The organism is Pseudarthrobacter sp. S6 (genome assembly GCF_050156575.1).
Lineage (GTDB): Bacteria > Actinomycetota > Actinomycetes > Actinomycetales > Micrococcaceae > Arthrobacter.
The window spans coordinates 34,715-55,078 of the sequence record NZ_CP189581.1 but is presented as its reverse complement, the minus strand read 5'-3'; the positions used below and the strand labels follow the sequence as shown (position 1 = coordinate 55,078).

Sequence of the window (20,364 nt, the reverse complement as noted above, 5' to 3'; positions counted from 1 at the left end):
CTTTTTGGGGGTGGGTTACTTGCTGAGGTTGGCCAGGCGTTGCGGGCTGAGGAGGTCCGTGAGCTGATCGGCGGTGAGCAGCCCGTGTTCCAGAACGAGCTCTGCAACGCCCTTGCCGGTGGCAAGGGCTTCCTGGGCGATGGCGGTTGCCGTGGCGTAGCCAAGGTGGGGGTTAAGCGCGGTGACCAGGCCGATTGACTGTTCCACGGTGAGCCGCAGGTGCTCGGTGTTTGCGGTGATGCCCCGGACGCAGCGTGCCGTGAGGGTGCGGCAGGCTGCCTCCAGGTGGGAGATGCTCTTGTGGAGGCTGTGGACAATGATGGGTTCGAAAGCGTTGAGCTGGAGCTGCCCGGCTTCGGCGGCCATGGTGATGGTGACGTCGTTGCCGATGACTTCGTAGGCCACCTGGCTGACCACTTCCGGGATCACCGGGTTGATCTTGCCGGGCATGATGGACGAGCCGGACTGGACGGCCGGCAGGTTGATCTCGCCAAAGCCGGCGCGCGGGCCGGAGGAGAGCAGGCGGAGGTCGTTGCAGATCTTGGAGAGCTTCACGGCCACGCGCTTGAGCACGCCGGACAGGTGCACAAAGGCGCCCACATCCTGCGTAGCTTCGATGAGGTCGACGGCGGTGACCAGGGGGAGCCCGGTGACCTCGGCCAAGTGCCGGCAGGCGGCCTCGGTGTAACCGGCAGGGGCGTTCAGTCCGGTGCCGATTGCTGTGGCGCCGAGGTTGATTTCGTGGATGAGCAGTTCCGCCTCGGCCAGGCGCAGCCGGTCCTCGCCGATGGTGATGGCATAGGTGCCGAACTCCTGGCCCAGCGTCATGGGGACGGCGTCTTGCAATTGCGTCCGGCCCATCTTCACCACGGTACGGAATTCGAGTGCCTTGGCGGCGAAAGCCTCTTCGAGTTCGGCCAGTGCGTCCAACAGTTCCCGGCCGGCGAAAATGGTGCCCAGTTTCACGGCGGTGGGGTAGACGTCGTTAGTGGACTGGCTGAGGTTTACGTGATCGTTGGGGTGTAGCCGGGCGTAGTCGCCTTTGGGGTGGCCCAGGATTTCCAGGGCGCGGTTCGCGATGACCTCGTTCGCGTTCATGTTCGACGACGTCCCGGCGCCGCCCTGGATGACGTCCACCACAAACTGGTCGCTGAGCCGGCCGTTCATCACGTCAGCGCACGCCTGCTCGATCGCCTGGCCGCGTTCGGCGTCCAGCAGTCCCAGTTCGCGGTTGGTGCGGGCGGCGGCAAGCTTCACGGCGGCCAGTCCCCGCACCAGGTGCATGTTGGAGGACAGCGGCTGCCCGGTGATGGGGAAGTTTTCCACGGCGCGGAGTGTGTGGACGCCCCAGTAGGCGTTGCCGGGGACGTCGCGGTCACCCAGCAGGTCGTGCTCGGACCGGGTCTCGGGGACGGCATCCAAGGTACTCAAGTTGGTCATGGGGTCCTCACAGGGCTTCGTTGGCGGGCGTGGACAGGGTTAGTGCAGGCAGGAAGTCCGTCGGCTGCAGCAGGCCCACCTGGTGGCCGCCACCCAGGACAGGGGCGGTGCCGATGCCGGCGAGCGGTGCGGTGTTTACGCCGAGGGATGCAAGCACATGGACGGTGGCTGGCATCCGGGCGCGGTCGCCGCCGTCGGAAATCTTGACAGCAACTGCGCGGCCATCCGGCAGGCCTACCAGCTGCACACCTTCAAAGCCGTCCTTCGCCACCGCCCCCGGGAGTAGCCGCATCAGCTCCGTGACGTCCCGGCGCTCGCCCGCCACCATGTCGGGGTGTTGCCGCATGGCGAGTCCGACGGCGGCTTCCGCAGGCAGCGGGGCGGTCCCGCTGTCGTCGGAAGTGCTGACTGCGGCAAGCGCTGCGGCGGCCGCGATGGTGCCGAAAGCGCGGGCCATGCCGCGGAGGGTGAGCGCGAAGAGCGGCGTCCCACAGCCGTCCGTACTGCGGGCCAAGGGCGTCTCGCCGGTCAGTTCGGTGACGGTGGCAGCGATCAGCTGCTGCAGCGGGTGGGCCGGGTTGAGATAACCCTTGACGGGCCAGCCGTTGATGACGCATGTGGCAGCCATCGCAGCGTGCTTGCCGGAGCAATTCTGGGTCAGGCGCGTGGCAAGGAAGCCGTTGCGCAGCCAGTCCTCGCGCTCGCTGGCGCCATAGGGCAGGTCGGTGCTGTTCTCGAGGTCGCTTACGGCAAGCCCGTACAAGGAGAGAATCCGCTGGGTGCCGCCGCGGTGTTTGGCACCGCCGGAGTGGCTCGCCGCGGTCAGGGCCAGGAGGTCGGCCGGGAGCTCCAGGCCCGCACGGACCATGGCCACCGCCTGCAGCGGCTTGAGCGCGGAGCGCGGGTAAAACGGGACCAGGGGGTCGCCTGCCGCCGCCAGGATTGAGCCATCAGGTGCGGTGGCGATGGCGGAGCCGTAGTGGACGCTTTCCACCAGTCCGTCACGGGTGGCCAGCACTAGCGGGGCGTGCTGCGGGAGCAGTGCAGCAGTGTGGGCGTCAGAAAGCGCAGGGGAGAGCATGGGTTCCTTGGCGGGTAACTTGGGCGGAGCTATTTGTTCAGGATGGAATCGAGCGCGGCGCCCACGGCATGCAGGTGCGCTGCCATGGCCTGGCTGGCGCCGTCCGCGGAGCCTGCCTCGATGGCTGCCAGTATCTCTTTGTGTTCGGCATCTGAGGCATGTTGCCGGTCGGCCACCAAGTTGAGGGTTTCGGACTGGTGGGCCAAAGCGCCGCGGATCTCTCCGACGACGCTGGCGAACACTCTGTTGCCGCTGGCACGCGCAATGAGGGCATGGAAACTGGAGTCCAGGGCAACCCAGGATTCAGGGTCCGTTTCCGTGCTCATGGCTGCGACGATGTGGCGCAGCGTCTCCAGTTCTTCACCGGTCCGGCGCTGGGCGGCGAGGCCGGCTGCGGGAACTTCGATATGGGGGCGGGCCTCGGTGAGGTCACGGGCGGAGTAGTGTCCGAGCGTGAGGTCGCTGGCGACCTTGTCGGCCACGACGAATGTACCTTTGCCCGTCTTGGTTACGGTGAGCCCCAGGGCAGTACAGGACCGGAGGGCTTCCCGGATCACCGAACGGCTGACCCCGTATTGCTGTGCGAGGGAAGCCTCGGAGCTGAGCTTGCCGCCCACGGCTGCATTGCCGGACTCGATGTCGGAGCGAACGGCGTTAAAGACCGCCTCGGCAGCGCTGAGCCGGGCGAGCGGCTGGGCTCCGGGGAGCGATGCGCTGGCCGGAGGTGCAGGCTGTCCTGCTGTCGGGCTGTCTGACAGGTTCACACTTAAAATATGGCACGGGTCACACTGGGTGTCAACTCCTGCCGGTTTGGACAAAAGGGACAGGCCCCGAACCTCTGTAGGGAGTTTTGGGGCCCGCCGGGCAATCCGGGTAGGTGCATTCAGTTCATGCCCGCGCCTGAAATCAGCTGCCCGGCCGCGGATTCAGCCGCGGGGCGCTGAGGTGTCTTCGAGCTCCACCCCGAGCTTATGGAGGTCTCCGCTCTTGCGATCCGCGAGGTATGCCTTCATCTCGCGCTTGATCACCGGCAGCAGCATGTATACGCCAAGCAGGTTGATGAACGCGCAGATGAACAGGGCGGCATCGGCGAAGTTCAGCACCTGGGTGAAAGTCAGCACAGTGCCAACGACGGTGAAGAACGGGAAGACGCACTTATAAGTGACTTCTGAGGCCTTGCTGCGCCCGAAGAGGTACTCCCAGGCTTTCAACCCGTAGTAAGACCAGGTGATAAGCGTGGAGAACGCGAACAGGGACACTGCGACGGCCAGGACCAGCGGGAACCAGGGGAGGACCGTGGCGAACGCATGGGAGGTGAGGATGACGCCGTCGGGCGCGCCGTCCCCGGCCTGCACCTGATCAATGCCTGCCTGGAGGCTCGGCGCTCCGGCAATGACGATGGCCGGGGCGGTCATGGTGCAGATGATGACGGTGTCCACCAGGGGCTCGAACATCGCAACGAACCCTTCGCTCACGGGACGGCGCGTCTTGACGGTGGAGTGGGCGATCGCCGCCGCCCAGGTCGGCTTCATTGGAGAATGCCGCGCGCTGGAAGCCGACGATCATGACACCCACCAGGCCGCCTGCCATTCCGGAGGGGTTGAAGGCGCCCGTAATGATGGCGCCGAAGGCCGCCGGAACCTGGCCCAAATTCACGAAGATGACGAACAGGCAGGCCAGTACCTAGATAAATGCCATGGCCGGAACCAGCTTGATGGTGGTGGCCCCGATGGACTTCATGCCACCTAGAATCACCGACGCAACGAGGGTCGCGAGGACTCCGAAGACCACGGCAGCTCCGGCACCCCCAAGGAAGCCTTCATCGCCACCGGTGACGTTTCGCCTCTGGGCGAACGTCTGGTTGACCTGGAACATGTTTCCGCCGGCGATGCCGAAGATCAGGATGGAGACCGCAAAAATTCCGGTAAGGATCGTCCCCGGGAACGGTGCCAAACTTCTGGGAAGCGACGGGGAGGTATTTGAACGGGCCGCCCGTGACGGTGCCGTCTTCATGCACTTGGCGGTACTTGACGCCGAGGGTGCACTCCGCGAATTTCGTAGCCATGCCCAGCAGGCCGGCCAGGATCATCTAGAACGTCGCGCCGGGACCGCCGTGCGCCATGGCCGCACCCACGCCGGCAATATTTCCGAGGCCCACGGTCCCGGAGAGTGCAGAGGTACGAGCCTGAAAATGGGACACCTCTCCGGGATCGTGCTTGGCCGAATAGCGGCCGCGAACCACTTCATAGGAGACTTTCAGGCCGCGGAACTGGACGAGCCCTAAGTGGACGCTGATGATGATGCCAGCGGCGATCAGCCAGGCCACCACGGCCGGAAAGCTGATCTCGCCAATGGTGATCGGGAAGAGGACGACGGTGGAAAAAACTTCAGCCGCCGGGCGGAACCCTTCATCTGTGGTTTGTTCAATGGAGGCCAGCCAGCCGGCCTCATCGCTAACGGTCAGGCGCTGCTTGCATTAATTCAGACTTCACGGTTGGGGCTGGATTCTTGCCCGTTTCCCCTCGCGGCAGTTCTGCTGCCTAAGTCCCCATGGGATTGAGCAACAACTTGTGCGAATCAATCTATGTTAAGTACGTCACATTTCCGAATTTGGGCCCGCCCTCGAGCCTGCGCATAATCACCTCCCGCCCAAGTCCTGAACTGGGCGGTACGATCGTGCCGGTGGATGCCTGTTCAGGCAGGCGGAGACGACGTAAACTGCAGTTCCGGGGACTGAACGGCACGATCGTACCTATTGGAGCGCCATGACTGACTCGATCGCCGACCAATTGGCCAGGGAGGTCCGGTCGCGCCGCCTAGCGCTGGGCCTGACCCAAAAGGACGTCGCCGACATGACCGGGGTCTCGGAACGCTTCGTGAGGTTCATTGAGCAGGGCAAGCCAAGCGTCCAGCTGGATTCCCTACTGGCCGTCCTGGACACGCTTGGCCTCGAGCTCCGGATCACCACCAAGACCGGCAAAGGTGCCCGCGCGCTCGCAGGGCACGCCAGCGATCGCGAACCAAAGCCATGACGCACCGCATCGCCGACATCTACAAGGCCGGGGTGCTCGCCGCGCGGCTCGAACGCCACGACGGCGGCACCCGGTTCAGCTACCTGTCGGCGTACCTCGCATCCGGGGGACCCGCCGTCGCCAGTTCCCTGCCGCTCACCGGGGCACCCGTCGATTCAGCGGCGGGGGCGGCGCCTCCCTATTTCACCGGCCTCCTGCCGGAAGGCCGCCGGCTCAACGCGCTGCGGCGGTCCATCAAGACCAGCGCCGACGACGACCTGTCCCTGCTGATCGCGGCCGGCGGTAACCCGGTGGGCGACGTCCAGATCGTAGGCCACGGCGAGGCGCTGGATCCGGACGAGCACGCTGTCCAGCTGGATCCCAAACTGCCGGTTGACTTCGAAAAGTTGCTCGGCGACCCGGACCTGATCGACCCCGTGGCGCTGGCAGGGGTGCAGGACAAGTTGTCTGCCGGCATGATCTCGCTCCCCGTGGCCAGCGCCGGCAGGCGGTTCATCCTTAAACTCAACGCCCCCGAATTCCCGCATGTAGTGGAGAACGAGCTGGTCATGTTCCGCTACGCGGCCAGGCTGCGGATTCCGCTGAGCCGGGTCCGGCTGATGCGCGATGTCGCTGGCCGGCCCGGGCTTCTGGTGGAACGCTTCGACAGGGTGCCCGTCTCCGGTGGCGGCCCCGACGACGTCCTGCGGCTGGCGGTGGAGGACGGGGCCCAGGTCCTGAAGCTTTACCCGGCAGACAAGTACAACGTGGCTTATGGGCAGGTTTGCCATGCACTCGCCGAGTACTGCTCGGCGCCTCTCCCGGCACTCCGGAACCTCGCCATCCAGGGGGCGTTTGCGTGGCTGAGCGGCAACGGGGACCTGCACGCCAAGAACGTTTCCATGGTCCAGCAGCCGCACGGGGAGTGGACCATCGCCCCGGTCTACGACATTCCCTCCACAGTGGTCTACGGGGACAAGACCCTTGCGCTGACCCTGAACGGGAAGCGGAGCGGGATCTCCCGACGCCACTTTCTGGGCTGGGCCGCGGACTTGGGGCTCACAGACCGCACGGCTGCCCAGGTGCTGGAGCTCGCCCTGAAAGCGTCAGGGCCGTTGATCACCGATCTGGAGGCCGGCACAGCGTTCGCGGGGCTCGCTGGGCCGGAGAGGAACGACGGCGGCGGCCCGCCGTTCCCGGACATGGTCACCAGGGCGTGGGTGAAGGAGCTCAAGCACCGCAGGCGCTTGCTGGAAGGCTGAGGCACCGCGGTTACTGCCGCCGTCGTGCGTGGCTAAAGGTGCTGGATGCCTGCCCGCTGCATGGCGTCCTTGTAGACGTCCACGCTCTTGGTCAGGAGATCCTCCTGCTTTGCTTCGGAAACAGCAAAGGCCCGCCCGCCGAGCGCGCTGGCCTTGTAGATCTTGATACCGCTGTTCTTCAGGGAAGAATGGTAGGTCTTCTCGAAGAGGGTGAGGAACGTAGAGGCGTCCGTGCCGTGGGCGATGACTGCGGAGACACGGCGGTTGATCTTGAGGAACTGCCGGAAGGGCCGCAGGCCGTCGGTCTTCTCCTGGACGTTCAGCGCCGACGGAAGCTCCGGATCCCGCACCCAGGGGTACGCATTCCACGGCATCACGTAGCGCGGATCAAGCTCGGCAAGTTCGTAAATCTGGGTGGCGCGGCGGGCGGCTTCGTCGTCGTTGAAATGGGAGACGAAGCCGGATTCGGTGCCCTTGCCGGGAGTGACGTGGAGGCTGACGATCCGGCATTCGTCCTCGTCATGCACGGGGTCGATGTACGGGACGACGGACCCTGGCTTCTTTTCCATCAGTTCATCGCAGAGCTGCGTTACCGCCGCGATGTTTGGTTCCTGTAGCAGGGCCTTTTTTTCGTCCCAGTCAATCGTCACGATCTCTCCCTCAGCAGCACGGCGTCCAGAAACAGGCGTCTGAACCCACTCTACGCTTTTGGACCTATAGGCGCGCAGTGCAAGTTTGCTTCGGACCGGCGCCGGTCCGAGTAACGTCATGATGATGAACAGGAAAACGCTCAAGTCCGACGGCTTTGCCGGCTTCCGGGCCTTCGACAGCCTTGAGATCATAAGGATTCCGCAGGGCACCGGGGTGTTCGCCGTTCTTCGGCCGAATGAGTTCGAGCCGCACTTCCTCAAGATCAGCACCGCCGGGACCTTCAAGAAAAAGAATCCCACCCTGCCTGCGGCAGCCATTCTGGCGGAATGGGTGGACGGTGCGGACATTCTCTACGTTGGCAAAGCCGGGCCGGGAAGCAAGGGCAACCGCGGCCTCCGGAACCAGATCAAGGAGTTCCTGGATTTTGGGCGGGGCAGGCCGCCGGGCCATTGGGACGGCCGCCTCATCTGGCAGCTGACGCACACGGATGAGCTCATCCTGGCGTGGAAAGAGCTGCCTGCCGAAGAAGTGAACCAAGCCAAAGCCGCGTATCACGCAGCCTTCGTTGCGGAGCATGGCCGGCTGCCGTTCGCGAACCTCGTGCAGGCCAAGCTTAAGAACTGAGCTAAGAGCCCTTAAGCCGTTCCATCTCCCGCCGGTCCTTCTTGGTCGGCCGTCCTGCCCCGCGGTCCCGCTGCGGCAGTCCCAACGCCGGTGCCACCGGACGGGGCGGGGTGTGATCCGTGAAGCAGTGCGACGCCGCTTCGGCCCCCACCCGTTTGGCAATCAAACGGCGGACTTCGAGGATGCGTTCGAAACCTGACATGCGGATCGTCACGGTCTCGCCGGTAACGAGTGTGGCCGAAGCTTTCGCGGGGCTGCCGTTGAGCCGCACATGCCCGGCCCGGCACGCGGCTGTGGCGGCGGAGCGGGTCTTGTAGGCGCGGATGGCCCACAGCCACGCATCAAGGCGGACGCTGGCGGGGGAGGCAGGAAGGCTGGTCATGGCTGGCACCGAGTATACGGCGTGGGACGTCCGGACCGGCAGTTCAGGGCGTGGCCAGCGGCAGCGTGATCCGCATGGTGGTCCCGCCCGGGCCCGTGCCGGCGATCTCCACCGTCCCGCCGGCGGCGGTGGCCACATCGCGGACCAGCGCCAACCCGATGCCGAAGCTGCGTTGCGCCCTGGTTCCGTCCTGACGCGGTGTCCTGACGAAGCGCTCGAAGATCCTGTCACGCTCGACGCCGGAGATCCCGCTTCCCGTATCCGTCACCGTGATCACCGCGCTGCGCTGGCTCGCTGCCGCGGCGAGGGTGATGGTCCCGCCTGCCGGCGTGTGCGCCAGCGCGTTGTCAGCCAGGGCCAGAATGGCGCGGCGCAAACTGCTTTCGTCGATCCTCGCCAGCGGATGCGCGTCCGCCGTTACAGCTACGCTGACATCCTGGCCGTCAGCGATGGTCCGGACGCTCTCGGCCACGGACTCCACCACCCCCGCCACATCAATGGGTTCCCCCGGGGTTTCTGCAGTGTCTCCCGTTGCGGCCAACAGCAGTTCGTTGACAATTGCCGTCAGGGCTGAGGTGTCCTGCCGGATCCGTGCCAGCGCCTGCCCCGGCTTTGACTCCGGAAGAGTGTCGCGCTGGGCGAGCTGGATCCGCGCGTCCAGGATGGCCAGCGGCGTGCGCAGTTCGTGGCTGGCATCCTGGACGAACCGGCGTTGCAGGGCCATCGCGGCGCCCAGCGGTTCGATGGCGCTGCGGGCACTGAACCAGCCGATCACTCCGGCAAGGACGATCCCCGCCGCGCCGGCGATGATCAGGGCTTTGAGCAGGTCCTTGTAGTCAAGGTACGCAAAATCGGCGGCCTGGCTGGACGTGCCGGGCAGCTCGGGGTGGGACAGCTGGTTGGTCAGGTAGATCGCAGCCCCCGCAAGCAGGCAGAGGACCAGCACGGCGCACGCCGCACTGATGCGTACGGCAATCCTTAGTGAGGCCTTGCGGAGCGTAGCCTGGTCCGGGTCTGCCGCGGCCCGGCGTCGTTCATTCATGGCCGTCCCCGATCTGGTAGCCAACGCCGTGGACAGTGCGGATCACGTTCCGGGAAATCTTGCGGCGCAGGTGGTGGACATAGGTATCGATCACGCTCGGCTGGTCGGTGGAGGGAAACACGGCACTGATGAGTTCATCCCGGCTGAAGATACGGTCCGGCTCCGTGGCGAGGGCCGCCAACAACTCGCACTCCTTCGCGGTCAGCGTCACCAGCGGCCCGTATACGGACCGCACGGAACGGCCGACGGCGTTCAGTTCCCAGTCGCCGATACTCACCGTGGGCTGGGTGTAGCTGCGGGTCAGTGCGCGCAGTCGCGCACCCAGCTCGCCGGCGTCGAACGGTTTGGTCATGTAGTCATTGGCCCCTGCATCGAGGCCGCGGACCTTCTCATCCGTTGCACCCAGCGCCGTGAGGATCAGCACCGGCGTGGAAATCCCTTTCGCCCGCAAGGCGCTGATCAGGGCGATGCCGTCCATGCCGGGCAGGCCGCGGTCGACCACCAGGACATCCCAGGGCTCCCCGAGGGCGGCGCCCAGGCCAAGCCTTCCGTCCGCCACCAGGCTGATCCGATAGTCGTCTTCCAGCAGCTCGGCAATCAGCGGGCCAAGGACGGGATCGTCCTCAACCAGAAGCAGGGACGGCCGGGCATCTGGTGTCATGGGTCTATTCTTCCGTGGCCAGCGCTTCCACGGGCCGTTCCTCGGATTCTTCGGCGGATTCCTTGGCGGTGCCCTTGTTCTTCCGGCGCTTGAGGTACTCAACGCCCCACGGGATGACGGAGACCAGGACCATGGCCACGGCGATGAGGTCGATGTTGTTGGCGATGATGTCGAAGTGCCCGAGCCAGGACCCCAGCAGAATCACGGAAGCCGACCACGCCACCGCGCCCACGATGTTCCAGAGGGTGAACTTCCGGTAGGTGTAGTGGGCGATTCCCGCCGCCAGCGGGGCGTACGTGCGCACAATCGGCACAAAGCGGGCCATTACCACCGCGCCACCGCCGTGCCGGTGGAAGAACTCCTCGGTCCGGGTCAGGTGCGAGGTCTTCAGGATCCGGGCGTCTTCCTTGAACCACCGGCGGCCGAACTTCCGGCCCAGAAAATAGCCCACTTGGTCGCCTGCCACCGCCGCCACGGACACGATGCCGATCAGGAGCGGGAGCGTGAGGTTCAGTTGCTGATGAAGCAGGCCCGCCGTGAACAGGAGCGAGTCCCCGGGCAGGAACGGGAACAGGACTCCGGATTCGATGAAGACCATCCCGGCGATGACCGCCAGGGCGGCCGGCCCCAGGCCCTCAAGGAGCCCCGCGGGATCTAGTGGTGAGGCGGCGGCTACCGTGGCCAGTGCATGAAATGTCTGCATGATGCCTTTCTGCGGGCTGAGAGTCTTAGGGCAGGAATGGACGCGTGACCGCGTTCACCGGCACCCGCTGCCACACCCGGGGCGCCAGCCAGTTCCAGCACCCGCTCAGGAGGATCACAGCCGCGGTGCCCGCCAGGACCGACCCGACGACGTCGGACGGGTAGTGGACGCCGATGTACAGCCGCGACCACGCCACGACGGCCACCACAACCACGCCCGCAACGGCCGCAGACTTTGCCCAGCGCGTCCCGCGGGCCAGGAAATACACGGCGAAGGCAAGAGTCACGGCGAAAGTGACGTGACCGCTCGGAAAACTGTCCGCACCGTTTTCCGGTGCCAGCGGATCGAACAGCAACGCGGAATCCGGGCGCTGCCTGGCCACAAGGACCTTGAAGAATTCGCTCGCCGCCCAGCCTGACACCGCCACCAAGCCAAACGCCACAGCATTGACGGGACTGCGGCGCACCAATAGCAGGAACAGTGCGACGACGGCGATCAGCAGAACCCCGGCCACAGGACCAAACAGCAGGTTCAGGGCCATGGCCAGGCCGGTCAGCAGGGCAACGTGATGCTGGCTGAGGTTCTGGTCCACACCAAGTTCGTCAGTGCTGATACCCGGAACGTCGGCAACGGTGATGCCAAGGACCACGACCGCGGCCGCCAGGACGATCCCCCACAAGGCCCACAACCGGGGCCGCGGCAGTGCAAGGAGCCGCGTTCCGGCGCCGTTTCGGGCACCGCGGACGATGTCTGCGCGGGCACGGGGCAAACTTTGGCTGTGGACGTTGTCAGGCATCAAATACTCCGGCTCGCTCTCTGCGGCCGGCTGGCCGCTTGAGGACCAGTCTGTTCCAGGGCGCTTAAGGAATCCTTAAGAATGAAGCCCGTCATGGATCGTCCGGCGTTTTCCAAGGAACATCCCTTAGCCTTGGCCTGTGCCCCCTTCGACGTTGTCTTAGGCGCCTGGCGGGTCGGCTGGGCCGCACTGATCCTCATTGTTTCCGCCGGTGTGCTGTACGGGCTCGGCGTCCGGACGGCCATGGCCAATGGCCGCCGTTGGCCGTGGTGGCGGACCGCTGCGTTCTACCTGCTGGGTCTGGGATCCCTGACGGTCCTGACCTGCGGCTTCCCTGGTGTGTACAGCGCTGACCTGCGGTGGGCGTTCACGCTGAAGATCTCCTTGCTGCTCTTTGTGGTGCCGCTGCTGATAGGGCTGGGGAACCCATCTCCCTGGGCCCGTGCAGCGCTTCGCACCGCGGGCCTCGTACGGCTGAACACCGTGCTGTCCCACCGGGTGGTGCGCTTCTTCAGCAATTCGCTGGCCGCCCCGCTGCTGGACCTGGCCCTTTTTGCGACGTTCCTCACGCCGTTCTTTTTCACCCTGAGAACGGATCCGGTGGCGGGGGCGCTGCTGACGGTTGGCGTTCCGTTGCTGGGCCTGCTGATGGCGCTTCCCATCGCCGCCGTTCATTTCGTAGGCAAGCACGACGTCGGGCCGCAGCGTCTCACGAATGGGCAGGCTGCGTGCGTACTGCTGCCGGGCACCGCCTTGCATCCCCGCGTCCGTGCCGGTGAAAACAACCTCCACGGCGGTCTCCAGGGGACCGTGATGGCGGGGTCCCGTTTGAGGGCGCCGAGGCTGAGCTCAAGCGACCCGCATAGTGCAGGCCGGCGGAGACCATGAACAGGGTATGCACCCCGGCCAGGGCGGCCCGTGCCTGTGCAGCGTCCGCGTAACTGGTGACGGCCGGAACGGCGCCGTCGAGCTCCGGCGCGCGGCCGGCGTCGCGCACCAGAAACCGCTGCGCGCTGCCCGCGTCGGCCAGCAGCCGGGCCACCTGGCCGCCCAGCCAGCTGGTGGACCCGGTGACGGCGAGTTCCGGGGGAGCGGCGCTCCTAGGCTTCGCGGGTGGCGGGGGACTTGGTGTGCGCCGGATCGCGTTCGGCGAGCGAGCCGATGGCGTCGTCGATCTTCTTCATGGTCTCCGGCTCCAGTGTCACGCCAGCCGCGGCCACAGTGTCCGCGAGCTGCTCAGGGCGGGACGCGCCCACAATGGCGGAGGCAACGTTCGGGTTCTGCAGGACCCAGGCCACCGCGAGCTGCGGCATGGTGAGCCCTGCTTCCGCGGCGATCGGCTTGAGGTCCTGGACACCGGCGAGCACGTCATCGCGCATCCAGCGCTCGATCATCCGGGCGCCGCCCTTGTCATCCGTGGCACGGCTGCCCGCGGGTGCAGGCTGGCCGGGCAGGTATTTGCCGCTCAGCACGCCCTGCCCCATCGGGGACCAGACAATCTGGGAGACACCCAGCTCTTCGGATGCCGGCACCACCTCCGCCTCGATGACGCGCCACAGCATGTTGTACTGCGGCTGGTTGGAGATCAGCTGGAAGCCCAGTTCCTTGGACAGTGCGTGGCCGGCGCGGAGCTGCTCCGCCGTCCACTCGCTGACGCCGATGTACAACGCTTTGCCCTGCCGCACGATGTCCGCGAACGCCTGCATGGTTTCTTCCAGCGGCGTCTCGAAGTCGTACCGGTGGGCCTGATAGAGGTCCACGTAGTCCGTCTGCAGCCTGCTGAGCGAGCCGTTGATGGACTCCATGATGTGCTTGCGGGACAGGCCAAGATCGTTCTTGCCCTTGGGGCCGGTAGGGCCGTAGACCTTGGTGAAGATCTCCAGGGACTCCCGGCGTTCGCCCTTCAACGCCTCGCCGAGGACGGTTTCCGCCGCAGTGTTGGCGTAGACGTCCGCCGTGTCGAAGGTGCTGATGCCGGCGTCGAGCGCGGCCCGCACGCACTGGGTGGCGACGTCGTTCTCCACCTGTGAGCCGTGCGTCAGCCAGTTGCCGAATGTGATTTCCGAGACTTTGAAGCCGCTGTTTCCGAGGTATCTGAATTCCATGGTTTCCACGTTAGCCGAGATAGTTGCTCAGGGTAAGGGCTTTCCGGACTGTGAGCAGTGACGGTTCGTGACGCCTTGGCGCCCCGCGGTCCTAGCGTCGGTCGGCAGGCAGTTTGGTCTTGAGGACCTTCGCGTGGCCGGACAGCGACACCAGCGATCCGGTATCCAGCGGGGACAACGGTACGGGGACGGGCGGCTTCGTGAACGAGCGGGCGGCCCCAGTGACGGCGGCCTCACGGGTGAGGTTGTCGCGGTTGGCGTTCTCGGGTCCTGGGTTGTCCTGATGCAGCGCCGACTCCACCAGCGGAGCCACCGCCTCCACCTCCGATACGGGAACGGAGGGACCGGGAAGATCACGCACCGAGATCCTGATTTCGGGGGCGGCCGCACGGGCGCGCGCCATGGCCCGGGCATCCGCCTCGGCCACCGCCGCGGCCCAGTCCTCGGCGAGAACCGGCGGCTCCTTGCGGGCCGCGGTAAGCATCGGGTGCTGCGCCACCGCATGGTGGAAGCGGGGCCGAAGTTCGGAGGGTTTCAGCAAATTGCGGCCGTTCCGCAGGGCCTTGCGCCACTCGCTCACTACGGCCACGGCAGTGCCGTCGTCGTGCGTTGCAGGAGGGGCGTCCGACGGCGGCCCGGGCTCGCCGGTCAGCCGGACCAGGGGGAGGGTTTCGTTTTTCGGGAGCCGGCCGAAAAAGGCCATCGCGGTCAAGGCAAACAGCCGCCCGACGCCGGCAAGCAGCAAGGTGATGACAACCAGCAGGAACAGGCCCAGAAACATCAGGAACGCCAGGCCGAGCGTGCCGAAAAAAGTCAGGTTGAGAGCGATCGTCGTTGAATCTCCCATGTCATCTCTCCTCTCTGCCGGCGGCGGAGTCCGTCCCGGCACTCATCACCACGGGCAACAGCCCCCTACCACCTTACGGACTATTTTTCCGTCCGGCGGGCTCCGGGCGGGGTTCGTCCGAGGTTGTTTCGAAGCTGTTACCGGATATGACAACACCGGCCGCGCCCTATAGTCGAAAGGGATCCACCAGGCCGCCGGAATGCGGTCCGGCCAACCGAGACAGGAGCGCCATGCCCGAGAATCCGATTAACGCCGGCCCGTGCGTTTGCCTGTCCGGCGAGGCTTACGCGGAGTGCTGCGGGCGGTTCCATGGTGGCGGGGCCGACGCGGCCACGGCAGAGCAGCTGATGCGCTCCCGCTACAGCGCGTTTGTCCTGCTGGACACCGAATACCTCCGAAAAACCTGGCACCCGGATACTGCGCCTTCGGATCTGGAGCTGGACCCGGCCATGGAGTGGCGCCGCCTGGACATCCTGTCCACAAGCCGCGGCGGCCCGTTGGACACTGAGGGAACCGTGGAGTTCAAGGCTCACTACCGGCAAGACGGCGAACGTGGAGTCCACCACGAAACCAGCCGTTTTGTCCGGCAAAACCGCCGCTGGTACTACGTCGACGCCGTGAGGCTCGCCTGACTGCCCTGTTGCGTCTCGCCAGGGAAAATGCCCTATGCCCGCCACCCGCGCGCGGTCGGCCTCCTAAGGCTCAGCTGCGGTACGTTCAGCCGCTGTACGTTTCGTCCGGGGTAAAGCCTGCCCGGTCCACCTTGCGGTGGAAGTGCATGCCCGCCAGGCCGCCGAGCACGGCACCGACGAGCGCGACCAAGGCCACTACGGCGGCGGCAATGATGCTGGTGAGGGTCAGTTCGCCTTCGTTGATGGGGATTCGCGGGAAGCTGTTCAGATTGGCCAGGATATTGAACTGCTGGCCCGCGATGATGCCCAACAGAGCAATCACAACCGCGGCAATCAGCGCCCAGATCCACACCATAAAACCCTGCCGGGCGCCGTTAAACCGTGCCATCCGGCCGGCAACGTAGCCGCCGGAGTAATAGGAGACGAACAGGATCGCCAGCAGGACGATGATGCCCACCATCCCGACGGTGCCGTTCGTCGTTACCTGGTTAGCGGCGTCGTTTACGTCCGTGTTGTTCGCCAGGCCCACGGCAGTTCCGGCTGCGGCCACAAAGGCTGTGAGCAGGACAGCCATGCCGGTGGCTGCGAGCCAGCCAAAAAAGGCCGAGCCCACCTTGATGCCGCCGAACTGTTCCTTTTCCCTGGCTACGGCCGTCTGCTGATCAGTCAGGCGCGGATCAGTCAGGCGGGGATCCAGCACTGAAGAGTCGGCCACCGGCGCTTGGGCAGCCGGGGCATAGCCCTGCTCGGCGTAGTCCGGCTCGGCATAGGGCGCCGGCGACTGATCCAAGGCGCGCGTGGGCTCACCACCGGCGAAGGCTTGGTCACGAGCAGTTTCATTCCGTAGATTCTCGTTCCGCGTCGTCGGCGGAAATCTGTCCTCTGGGTCCGTTTGGTTGCTCATGCGTCAACTCAACCACTGGTGACCAGCGATAACAAGGATGCTTATGAGTTGCTAGCGGTACTTCCGGTGCAGGTTTTCCTTGGTTGACGCACCCGGCGTGGCATCGGCGATCCACGGACCGGTGCCTTCCGACGGATCCAGTACTCCCGCCTCAAGCCAGGTGTAATCCCCGGCCAGGACCTTGCGCGAAAGGATATGGTCGCCGTCGTCGGTGTTCCGCCAGAGCTGGTCAAAGTACTCGTCGATGCGGACCCGGGCCTGCCCACAGTAGGCCTCAGCGAGTTCGTAGGCAGCGGCGGCATGTTCCGGCGTGGTGCGAAGGATCATCTCGGCCCGTGAACAGCATGCTGCCATGGCGAACAGCTCGGCGCCGATGTCCACCACCCGGCCCAGGAATGCTTGCTTGTACTCCAGCTTCGCCTGCCAGCGTCCCATGCCGTAGAACGTCTGGCGGGCCAGCCGGCGCGAGGACCGCTCCACAAAGCGCAGCTGCTTGGCCAGCCTGCCGAAGTCGCTGTAGGACCGGGGGTCCATTCCGGCGCCGGCAACGAGTTTGGGCAGCCACCGGGCATAAAAGCCGGAAGCCCCGACGGCGGCCCTCGCCTTGTCCTGCAGGCTCGCGTCCACGGACGCGAGATCGCCGGCCGCGGCAAGGTGCGCGTCCACGGCCTCGCGGGCAACCAGGAGCTTCATGATCTCCGAGGAGCCCTCAAAGATCCGGTTGATCCGGAGGTCGCGCAGCTGCTGCTCGGCTGGAACCGCGCGTTCGCCCCGGGCTTCCAGGGAGTCCGCCGTCTCGAAGCCTCGGCCGCCGCGGATCTGGACCAGTTCATCGGCAATCCGGCAGCTGATCTCGGAGGACCACAGCTTGGCCAGGGCCGCCTCGATCCGCACGTCCTTCTGTCCGGCGTCGGCGAGTTCCGCGGACAGTTCGAAGACGGCGTCCAGGGCGAAGGCGGACGCGGCGATGAAGGCGATCTTCTTGCCCACGGCCTCATGTTTGCCCACCGGCTGGCCCCACTGGGTGCGGGCGTTGGACCATTCCCGGGCGATCTTCAGGCTCCAGCGGCCGGACGCGACGCACAACGCAGGCAGGGAAAGCCGGCCCGTGTTCAGGGTGGTGAGCGCGATCTTCAGGCCCTGGCCCTCGCGGCCCAGCCTGTTGGCCGCGGGCACCCGCACCTGGTGGAACCGGGTGACGCCGTTCTCGATCCCGCGCAGCCCCATAAAGGTGTTGCGGTTCTCCACGGTGATGCCGGGGGAGTCCATTTCCACCACAAAGGCGCTGATGCCGCCCTTGTGTTCGGTGCCGTCCGCATCGGTGTGGGCCGGCACCACGGCCATCACCACCACCAGCTCGGCGATCACGCCGTTGGTGGTCCAAAGCTTCACGCCGTCCAGAACGTAACTCCCGCCGTCGTCCGTGGGAACGGCGGTGCTGCCCATCCGGGCGGGATCGCTGCCAACGTCCGGTTCGGTCAGGAGGAATGCGGTGATGGCCCCGGCGGCGCAGCGCGGCAGGTACTCGCGTTTCTGGTCCGGCGTGCCGAAGACCTTCACGGGCTCGGGGACACCGATGGACTGATGCGCGGAGATCAGGGCGCCGATGCTGGGGTGGACACTGCCGAGCAGCGCCAGGGCCCTGCCGTAGTAGACCAGGGACAGGCCGAGTCCGCCGTACTCCTGCGGGATCTTCATGCCAAAGACGCCCAGGCCCGCCAGGCCCTGGAGGTACTCGTCCGGGATCCGGGCCTCGCGTTCGATCACGCGCCCGGACATGGTGCGGGCGTACGCGGTGAGGCGCTCCATGAAGGCCTCACCGCGTTCCACGTCATCGGCGTTCGCTTTCGGCCAGGGGTGGATGAGGCTGAGGTCGAAATTCCCCAGGTAGAGTCCCTTGGCGAAGCTGGGCCGGTCCCAGTCGAGCTCGCGGGAGGCTTCAGCAAGGGCGCGGGCATCCGCCGCGGTGGCTCCGGACCCGATATTGGCGGTTGCGACGGGGACTTCGGCGTCCAGGGCGTCGGTGGCCGGAAGATGGGTGGCGGGCGGGTTCGTGGCGGGACTGTCAGTGGCGGAGCTCATGGGGTATCTCCTCTGCCCGGGATGGCCGGTTCAAGCCATGGATCCGCCGGGTTGGAGAACCCCTCAGCTGTCTCTCAACATTACCCGCGGGTAGCTTCCAGTGCTAGGGGATGGCTGGCCCTGGAAGTCCCCCGGGGATCCGGTGGAGGCGTGGTGGACCAGCCTGTCCCAGCCGCTGTTGATCTCGTGGACCACCGTCAGCAGCGTCGTGGCGGCGAGGAACCAGGCGAGCTTGCCCACGCCAACCATGACCAGGGCCAGGAAGCCTGCTGTCAGGACGAAACCCACCAGGACCAGGGCAAACACCAGGGTTCCGATGAACACCATGGTGGCCGTCTCCACTGCACTTAAGTCGAACTGCATTGTTCCCCCTGCTGCGCCGTTGCTTCGGTTGAGATCAGTAGCATGAGCGTAGGGGGTTGCCGCAGGACTCAGCCAGACCCGGCGCACCTCGGGAGCGGGTTGATACGGGATCGCAATGCTACCGGGCCGTAGGTCACGGAGCGGTCGCGGAGGCCCCGTTCCCAACCAACGCGGGGTCACTTCGCGCCCGTGTTGACCCCTGTGATGGGCGCTAAGTGACCCCGCGTTGCTTGTGGTGGGTCTGCGTTAACCTTGTAGTTGGCAGTTTTCGCGATCCGCGCTGCCCAACCCATCCCCCAGCAGCTGAAGGAGAGCGCGTGCCCCGCTCCGCCAGGTCATCCGCTGACGCGATCAGTGCCCGGCTCCGGGACCTCGAACTCCTTACCAAGGGACCCGCCTGGGCCCTGACACGCTCGGCGCCCTGGGTGATTGCGGTGCTCCAGGCATCCTTTACCCGCACACGTCCGCAGCTTCCGCTCGAGGAGTTCCACGCCGACGTCGACTCCTTCCTTGAGCAGCTCCGGCGCCAGGAACCCGGGCCGGGTGGTACCGCCATCGGCACGTCGTCCGGCAGGAACTATGCGGACGAGTGGACGCGCAAACATTTCCTGACCCGCCGCAACCAGTCGGGGCAGATCGTTTACGAGGTCACGGAACCGGCCGCCCGCGTGCTCGCTTTCCTGGACAGCCTCTCCAGCGAGCGTTCCACGCTGAATGGTTCCCGGCTGGGCACGCTCCTGGGCGACGTGGAGAAGCTGGCCAATGAGACCAACCCGGACCAGAGTGCCCGCCTGGAATCCCTCGCGGACGAGATCGGGGAACGGCAGCAGCTCATCCAGGACATCAGCTCCGGCGACTTTGACGGCCTCCTGGACGACGACGAAGCCGTGGAAGCCGCCGGGAACATCCTGGACCTCGCCGCCAGCTTGCCCGCCGACTACAAAAAGATGCGCGACCGCATCGAGGAACTGGTGGGCGAGTTACGCAACCAGATCATCGAGGAGTCGCTGAGCAAGGGTGCCACCATGGCGCAGGTCCTTGACGCGGACAAGCGGCTGCGGCAGAGTCCCGAGGGCAGGACCTTCCGCTCCTTCACCGCGTTCCTGGAAGACCCGCAGCAGCAGGTCCGGTTCCGTTCGGCCATCAGCGAAGTCCTCGGCCGGCAGTTCGCCGACGACCTTTCGCCGGAGGACCGCGAGACGCTTAAGAACCTGGTGGCCGAGCTCCGCCACCAGCACAGCCAGATCCAGCGGATCTACGGCAAGCTAAGCGAAAGCCTGAACACATACGTACAGAGCGACGACTTCCGCCAGTCCGTCCGTCTCCGCAAGGTGCTGCGCGAAGCCGAGCAGGCCATCAGGTCCCTGCCGTATGAACGCGAACGGCCGGGCCTGGTCCGAGGTCCGGTGCTGTTCAACGCCGGGTTCGAATCGCTGGCCATGGTCAAGCTGTACGACCCGGACGAGTTCGCCGTGCCGCCCAAGCTGGCGGACCCCATCGCCTTCAGCGACTCCGACCGCGTGCGCTCGCCGAGAACGGGCAAGGCGCGCCCCGACGCCATCCGGGCCGCCGTGGCCGGCGCGTCCACCCTGGCCGAGGCCTGGCGACAGCTCCCGCCGGAGGAACAGCACATCAACTCCATCCGCGCACTCCTCTCGCACGCCCTCCAGGAAGGCGCGGCCTTTGACCGCGACGGCTGGGATGGCCTGGACTACGAACAGATCGACGGCACCACCCGCACGGCGTACCTGCCGGTGGTCACCCTCAAGAAGGATTGA

19 protein-coding genes and 3 pseudogenes are annotated in these 20,364 nt (G+C 65.9%); 6 read left to right on the top strand and 16 right to left on the bottom strand.

What is annotated here, in order from left to right; genetic code table 11:
• Positions 1-15: 15 nt before the first annotated feature.
• The 5 genes and pseudogenes from ACQCS0_RS00290 to ACQCS0_RS00270 form a co-directional block, all read right to left on the bottom strand.
• Positions 16-1,440 (bottom strand): aspartate ammonia-lyase, encoded by a 1,425-nt coding sequence (locus ACQCS0_RS00290; RefSeq protein WP_354156294.1) that lies wholly within the window; start codon positions 1,438-1,440, stop codon positions 16-18.
• A gap of 7 nt (positions 1,441-1,447) precedes the next feature.
• A complete protein-coding gene (locus ACQCS0_RS00285) occupies positions 1,448-2,521 on the bottom strand; it encodes an asparaginase (protein ID WP_354156295.1) in 1,074 nt (357 codons plus the stop codon).
• Between the two features lie 29 nt (positions 2,522-2,550).
• On the bottom strand, positions 2,551-3,285 hold the full coding sequence (locus ACQCS0_RS00280; RefSeq protein ID WP_354156296.1) for a FadR/GntR family transcriptional regulator: 735 nt from the start codon (positions 3,283-3,285) through the stop codon (positions 2,551-2,553).
• Positions 3,286-3,447: 162 nt separating this feature from the next.
• Positions 3,448-4,396: pseudogene (locus ACQCS0_RS00275) on the bottom strand (alanine/glycine:cation symporter family protein).
• Positions 4,341-4,763 (bottom strand): annotated as a pseudogene (locus ACQCS0_RS00270) (alanine:cation symporter family protein). The pseudogenes ACQCS0_RS00275 and ACQCS0_RS00270 overlap by 56 nt, the downstream one beginning before the upstream one ends.
• A 523-nt stretch (positions 4,764-5,286) precedes the next feature.
• On the opposite strand from ACQCS0_RS00270, the gene ACQCS0_RS00265 reads away from it, so the two are divergent.
• Both ACQCS0_RS00265 and ACQCS0_RS00260 read left to right on the top strand, forming a co-directional pair.
• Positions 5,287-5,553, top strand: coding sequence for a helix-turn-helix transcriptional regulator (locus tag ACQCS0_RS00265; RefSeq protein ID WP_354156297.1), 267 nt, complete (start codon positions 5,287-5,289; stop codon positions 5,551-5,553).
• Complete coding sequence (locus tag ACQCS0_RS00260; RefSeq protein ID WP_354156298.1) at positions 5,550-6,794, top strand: HipA domain-containing protein; 1,245 nt, start codon at positions 5,550-5,552, stop codon at positions 6,792-6,794. The genes ACQCS0_RS00265 and ACQCS0_RS00260 overlap by 4 nt, the downstream gene beginning before the upstream one ends.
• A 32-nt stretch (positions 6,795-6,826) precedes the next feature.
• On the opposite strand, the gene ACQCS0_RS00255 is transcribed toward ACQCS0_RS00260, so the two are convergent.
• A complete protein-coding gene (locus ACQCS0_RS00255; protein WP_354156299.1) occupies positions 6,827-7,444 on the bottom strand; it encodes a uracil-DNA glycosylase in 618 nt (205 codons plus the stop codon).
• A gap of 118 nt (positions 7,445-7,562) precedes the next feature.
• On the opposite strand from ACQCS0_RS00255, the gene ACQCS0_RS00250 reads away from it, so the two are divergent.
• Positions 7,563-8,069: a hypothetical protein gene (locus ACQCS0_RS00250; RefSeq protein ID WP_354156300.1), complete on the top strand. Its 507-nt coding sequence runs from the start codon at positions 7,563-7,565 to the stop codon at positions 8,067-8,069.
• Between the two features lies 1 nt (position 8,070).
• On the opposite strand, the gene ACQCS0_RS00245 is transcribed toward ACQCS0_RS00250, so the two are convergent.
• Genes ACQCS0_RS00245 through ACQCS0_RS00225 form a run of 5 tightly spaced genes read right to left on the bottom strand, consistent with a single transcriptional unit; the run spans position 8,071 to position 11,653 of the window.
• A complete protein-coding gene (locus ACQCS0_RS00245) occupies positions 8,071-8,451 on the bottom strand; it encodes an RNA-binding S4 domain-containing protein (RefSeq protein ID WP_164204101.1) in 381 nt (126 codons plus the stop codon).
• A gap of 43 nt (positions 8,452-8,494) precedes the next feature.
• Complete coding sequence (locus ACQCS0_RS00240) at positions 8,495-9,493, bottom strand: HAMP domain-containing sensor histidine kinase (RefSeq protein ID WP_354224676.1); 999 nt, start codon at positions 9,491-9,493, stop codon at positions 8,495-8,497.
• The gene (locus ACQCS0_RS00235) at positions 9,486-10,154 is read right to left on the bottom strand and encodes a response regulator transcription factor (protein WP_354156302.1); all 669 of its coding nucleotides are present in this window, start codon (positions 10,152-10,154) and stop codon (positions 9,486-9,488) included. The genes ACQCS0_RS00240 and ACQCS0_RS00235 overlap by 8 nt, the downstream gene beginning before the upstream one ends.
• A gap of 4 nt (positions 10,155-10,158) precedes the next feature.
• Entirely contained in the window at positions 10,159-10,857 is a 699-nt protein-coding gene (locus ACQCS0_RS00230; RefSeq protein WP_354156303.1) for a VTT domain-containing protein, read from the bottom strand.
• A 25-nt stretch (positions 10,858-10,882) separates the two neighbouring features.
• Positions 10,883-11,653, bottom strand: a complete 771-nt coding sequence (locus ACQCS0_RS00225; RefSeq protein WP_354156304.1) for a phosphatase PAP2 family protein — start codon at positions 11,651-11,653, stop codon at positions 10,883-10,885.
• Positions 11,654-11,734: 81 nt separating this feature from the next.
• Here ACQCS0_RS00225 and ACQCS0_RS00220 point away from each other — a divergent pair.
• Positions 11,735-12,271 (top strand): annotated as a pseudogene (locus tag ACQCS0_RS00220) (cytochrome c oxidase assembly protein); the annotation flags it as partial.
• Between the two features lie 482 nt (positions 12,272-12,753).
• Here ACQCS0_RS00220 and ACQCS0_RS00215 read toward each other — a convergent pair.
• Positions 12,754-13,758, bottom strand: coding sequence for an aldo/keto reductase family protein (locus ACQCS0_RS00215; protein ID WP_354156305.1), 1,005 nt, complete (start codon positions 13,756-13,758; stop codon positions 12,754-12,756).
• Positions 13,759-13,849: 91 nt separating this feature from the next.
• Positions 13,850-14,605: a hypothetical protein gene (locus ACQCS0_RS00210; RefSeq protein WP_354224678.1), complete on the bottom strand. Its 756-nt coding sequence runs from the start codon at positions 14,603-14,605 to the stop codon at positions 13,850-13,852.
• A gap of 230 nt (positions 14,606-14,835) precedes the next feature.
• On the opposite strand from ACQCS0_RS00210, the gene ACQCS0_RS00205 reads away from it, so the two are divergent.
• The gene (locus tag ACQCS0_RS00205) at positions 14,836-15,237 is read left to right on the top strand and encodes a YchJ family protein (RefSeq protein ID WP_354156307.1); all 402 of its coding nucleotides are present in this window, start codon (positions 14,836-14,838) and stop codon (positions 15,235-15,237) included.
• A gap of 85 nt (positions 15,238-15,322) precedes the next feature.
• On the opposite strand, the gene ACQCS0_RS00200 is transcribed toward ACQCS0_RS00205, so the two are convergent.
• The 3 genes from ACQCS0_RS00200 to ACQCS0_RS00190 all read right to left on the bottom strand — a co-directional run bounded on the left by ACQCS0_RS00200 (position 15,323) and on the right by ACQCS0_RS00190 (position 18,586).
• Complete coding sequence (locus tag ACQCS0_RS00200) at positions 15,323-16,141, bottom strand: hypothetical protein (protein WP_354156308.1); 819 nt, start codon at positions 16,139-16,141, stop codon at positions 15,323-15,325.
• A gap of 51 nt (positions 16,142-16,192) precedes the next feature.
• On the bottom strand, positions 16,193-18,223 hold the full coding sequence (locus tag ACQCS0_RS00195) for an acyl-CoA dehydrogenase family protein (protein WP_354156309.1): 2,031 nt from the start codon (positions 18,221-18,223) through the stop codon (positions 16,193-16,195).
• Positions 18,224-18,286: 63 nt separating this feature from the next.
• Positions 18,287-18,586 carry a hypothetical protein gene (locus tag ACQCS0_RS00190; protein ID WP_354156310.1) on the bottom strand — a complete coding sequence of 100 codons (300 nt, stop codon included), beginning with the start codon at positions 18,584-18,586 and terminating at the stop codon, positions 18,287-18,289.
• A gap of 317 nt (positions 18,587-18,903) precedes the next feature.
• On the opposite strand from ACQCS0_RS00190, the gene ACQCS0_RS00185 reads away from it, so the two are divergent.
• Positions 18,904-20,364 (top strand): DUF3375 family protein, encoded by a 1,461-nt coding sequence (locus ACQCS0_RS00185; RefSeq protein WP_354224680.1) that lies wholly within the window; start codon positions 18,904-18,906, stop codon positions 20,362-20,364.

Bases quoted from the DNA above. Each gene is read 5' to 3' on its own strand.
- ACQCS0_RS00290 (WP_354156294.1), bottom strand. From the start codon at position 1,440: ATGACCAACTTGAGTACCTTGGATGCCGTCCCCGAGACCCGGTCCGAG.
- ACQCS0_RS00285 (WP_354156295.1), bottom strand. From the start codon at position 2,521: ATGCTCTCCCCTGCGCTTTCTGACGCCCACACTGCTGCACTGCTCCCG.
- ACQCS0_RS00265 (WP_354156297.1), top strand. From the start codon at position 5,287: ATGACTGACTCGATCGCCGACCAATTGGCCAGGGAGGTCCGGTCGCGC.
- ACQCS0_RS00260 (WP_354156298.1), top strand. From the start codon at position 5,550: ATGACGCACCGCATCGCCGACATCTACAAGGCCGGGGTGCTCGCCGCG.
- ACQCS0_RS00250 (WP_354156300.1), top strand. From the start codon at position 7,563: ATGATGATGAACAGGAAAACGCTCAAGTCCGACGGCTTTGCCGGCTTC.
- ACQCS0_RS00245 (WP_164204101.1), bottom strand. From the start codon at position 8,451: ATGACCAGCCTTCCTGCCTCCCCCGCCAGCGTCCGCCTTGATGCGTGG.
- ACQCS0_RS00240 (WP_354224676.1), bottom strand. From the start codon at position 9,493: ATGAATGAACGACGCCGGGCCGCGGCAGACCCGGACCAGGCTACGCTC.
- ACQCS0_RS00235 (WP_354156302.1), bottom strand. From the start codon at position 10,154: ATGACACCAGATGCCCGGCCGTCCCTGCTTCTGGTTGAGGACGATCCC.
- ACQCS0_RS00230 (WP_354156303.1), bottom strand. From the start codon at position 10,857: ATGCAGACATTTCATGCACTGGCCACGGTAGCCGCCGCCTCACCACTA.
- ACQCS0_RS00225 (WP_354156304.1), bottom strand. From the start codon at position 11,653: ATGCCTGACAACGTCCACAGCCAAAGTTTGCCCCGTGCCCGCGCAGAC.
- ACQCS0_RS00215 (WP_354156305.1), bottom strand. From the start codon at position 13,758: ATGGAATTCAGATACCTCGGAAACAGCGGCTTCAAAGTCTCGGAAATC.
- ACQCS0_RS00210 (WP_354224678.1), bottom strand. From the start codon at position 14,605: ATGGGAGATTCAACGACGATCGCTCTCAACCTGACTTTTTTCGGCACG.
- ACQCS0_RS00205 (WP_354156307.1), top strand. From the start codon at position 14,836: ATGCCCGAGAATCCGATTAACGCCGGCCCGTGCGTTTGCCTGTCCGGC.
- ACQCS0_RS00200 (WP_354156308.1), bottom strand. From the start codon at position 16,141: ATGAGCAACCAAACGGACCCAGAGGACAGATTTCCGCCGACGACGCGG.
- ACQCS0_RS00195 (WP_354156309.1), bottom strand. From the start codon at position 18,223: ATGAGCTCCGCCACTGACAGTCCCGCCACGAACCCGCCCGCCACCCAT.
- ACQCS0_RS00190 (WP_354156310.1), bottom strand. From the start codon at position 18,586: ATGCAGTTCGACTTAAGTGCAGTGGAGACGGCCACCATGGTGTTCATC.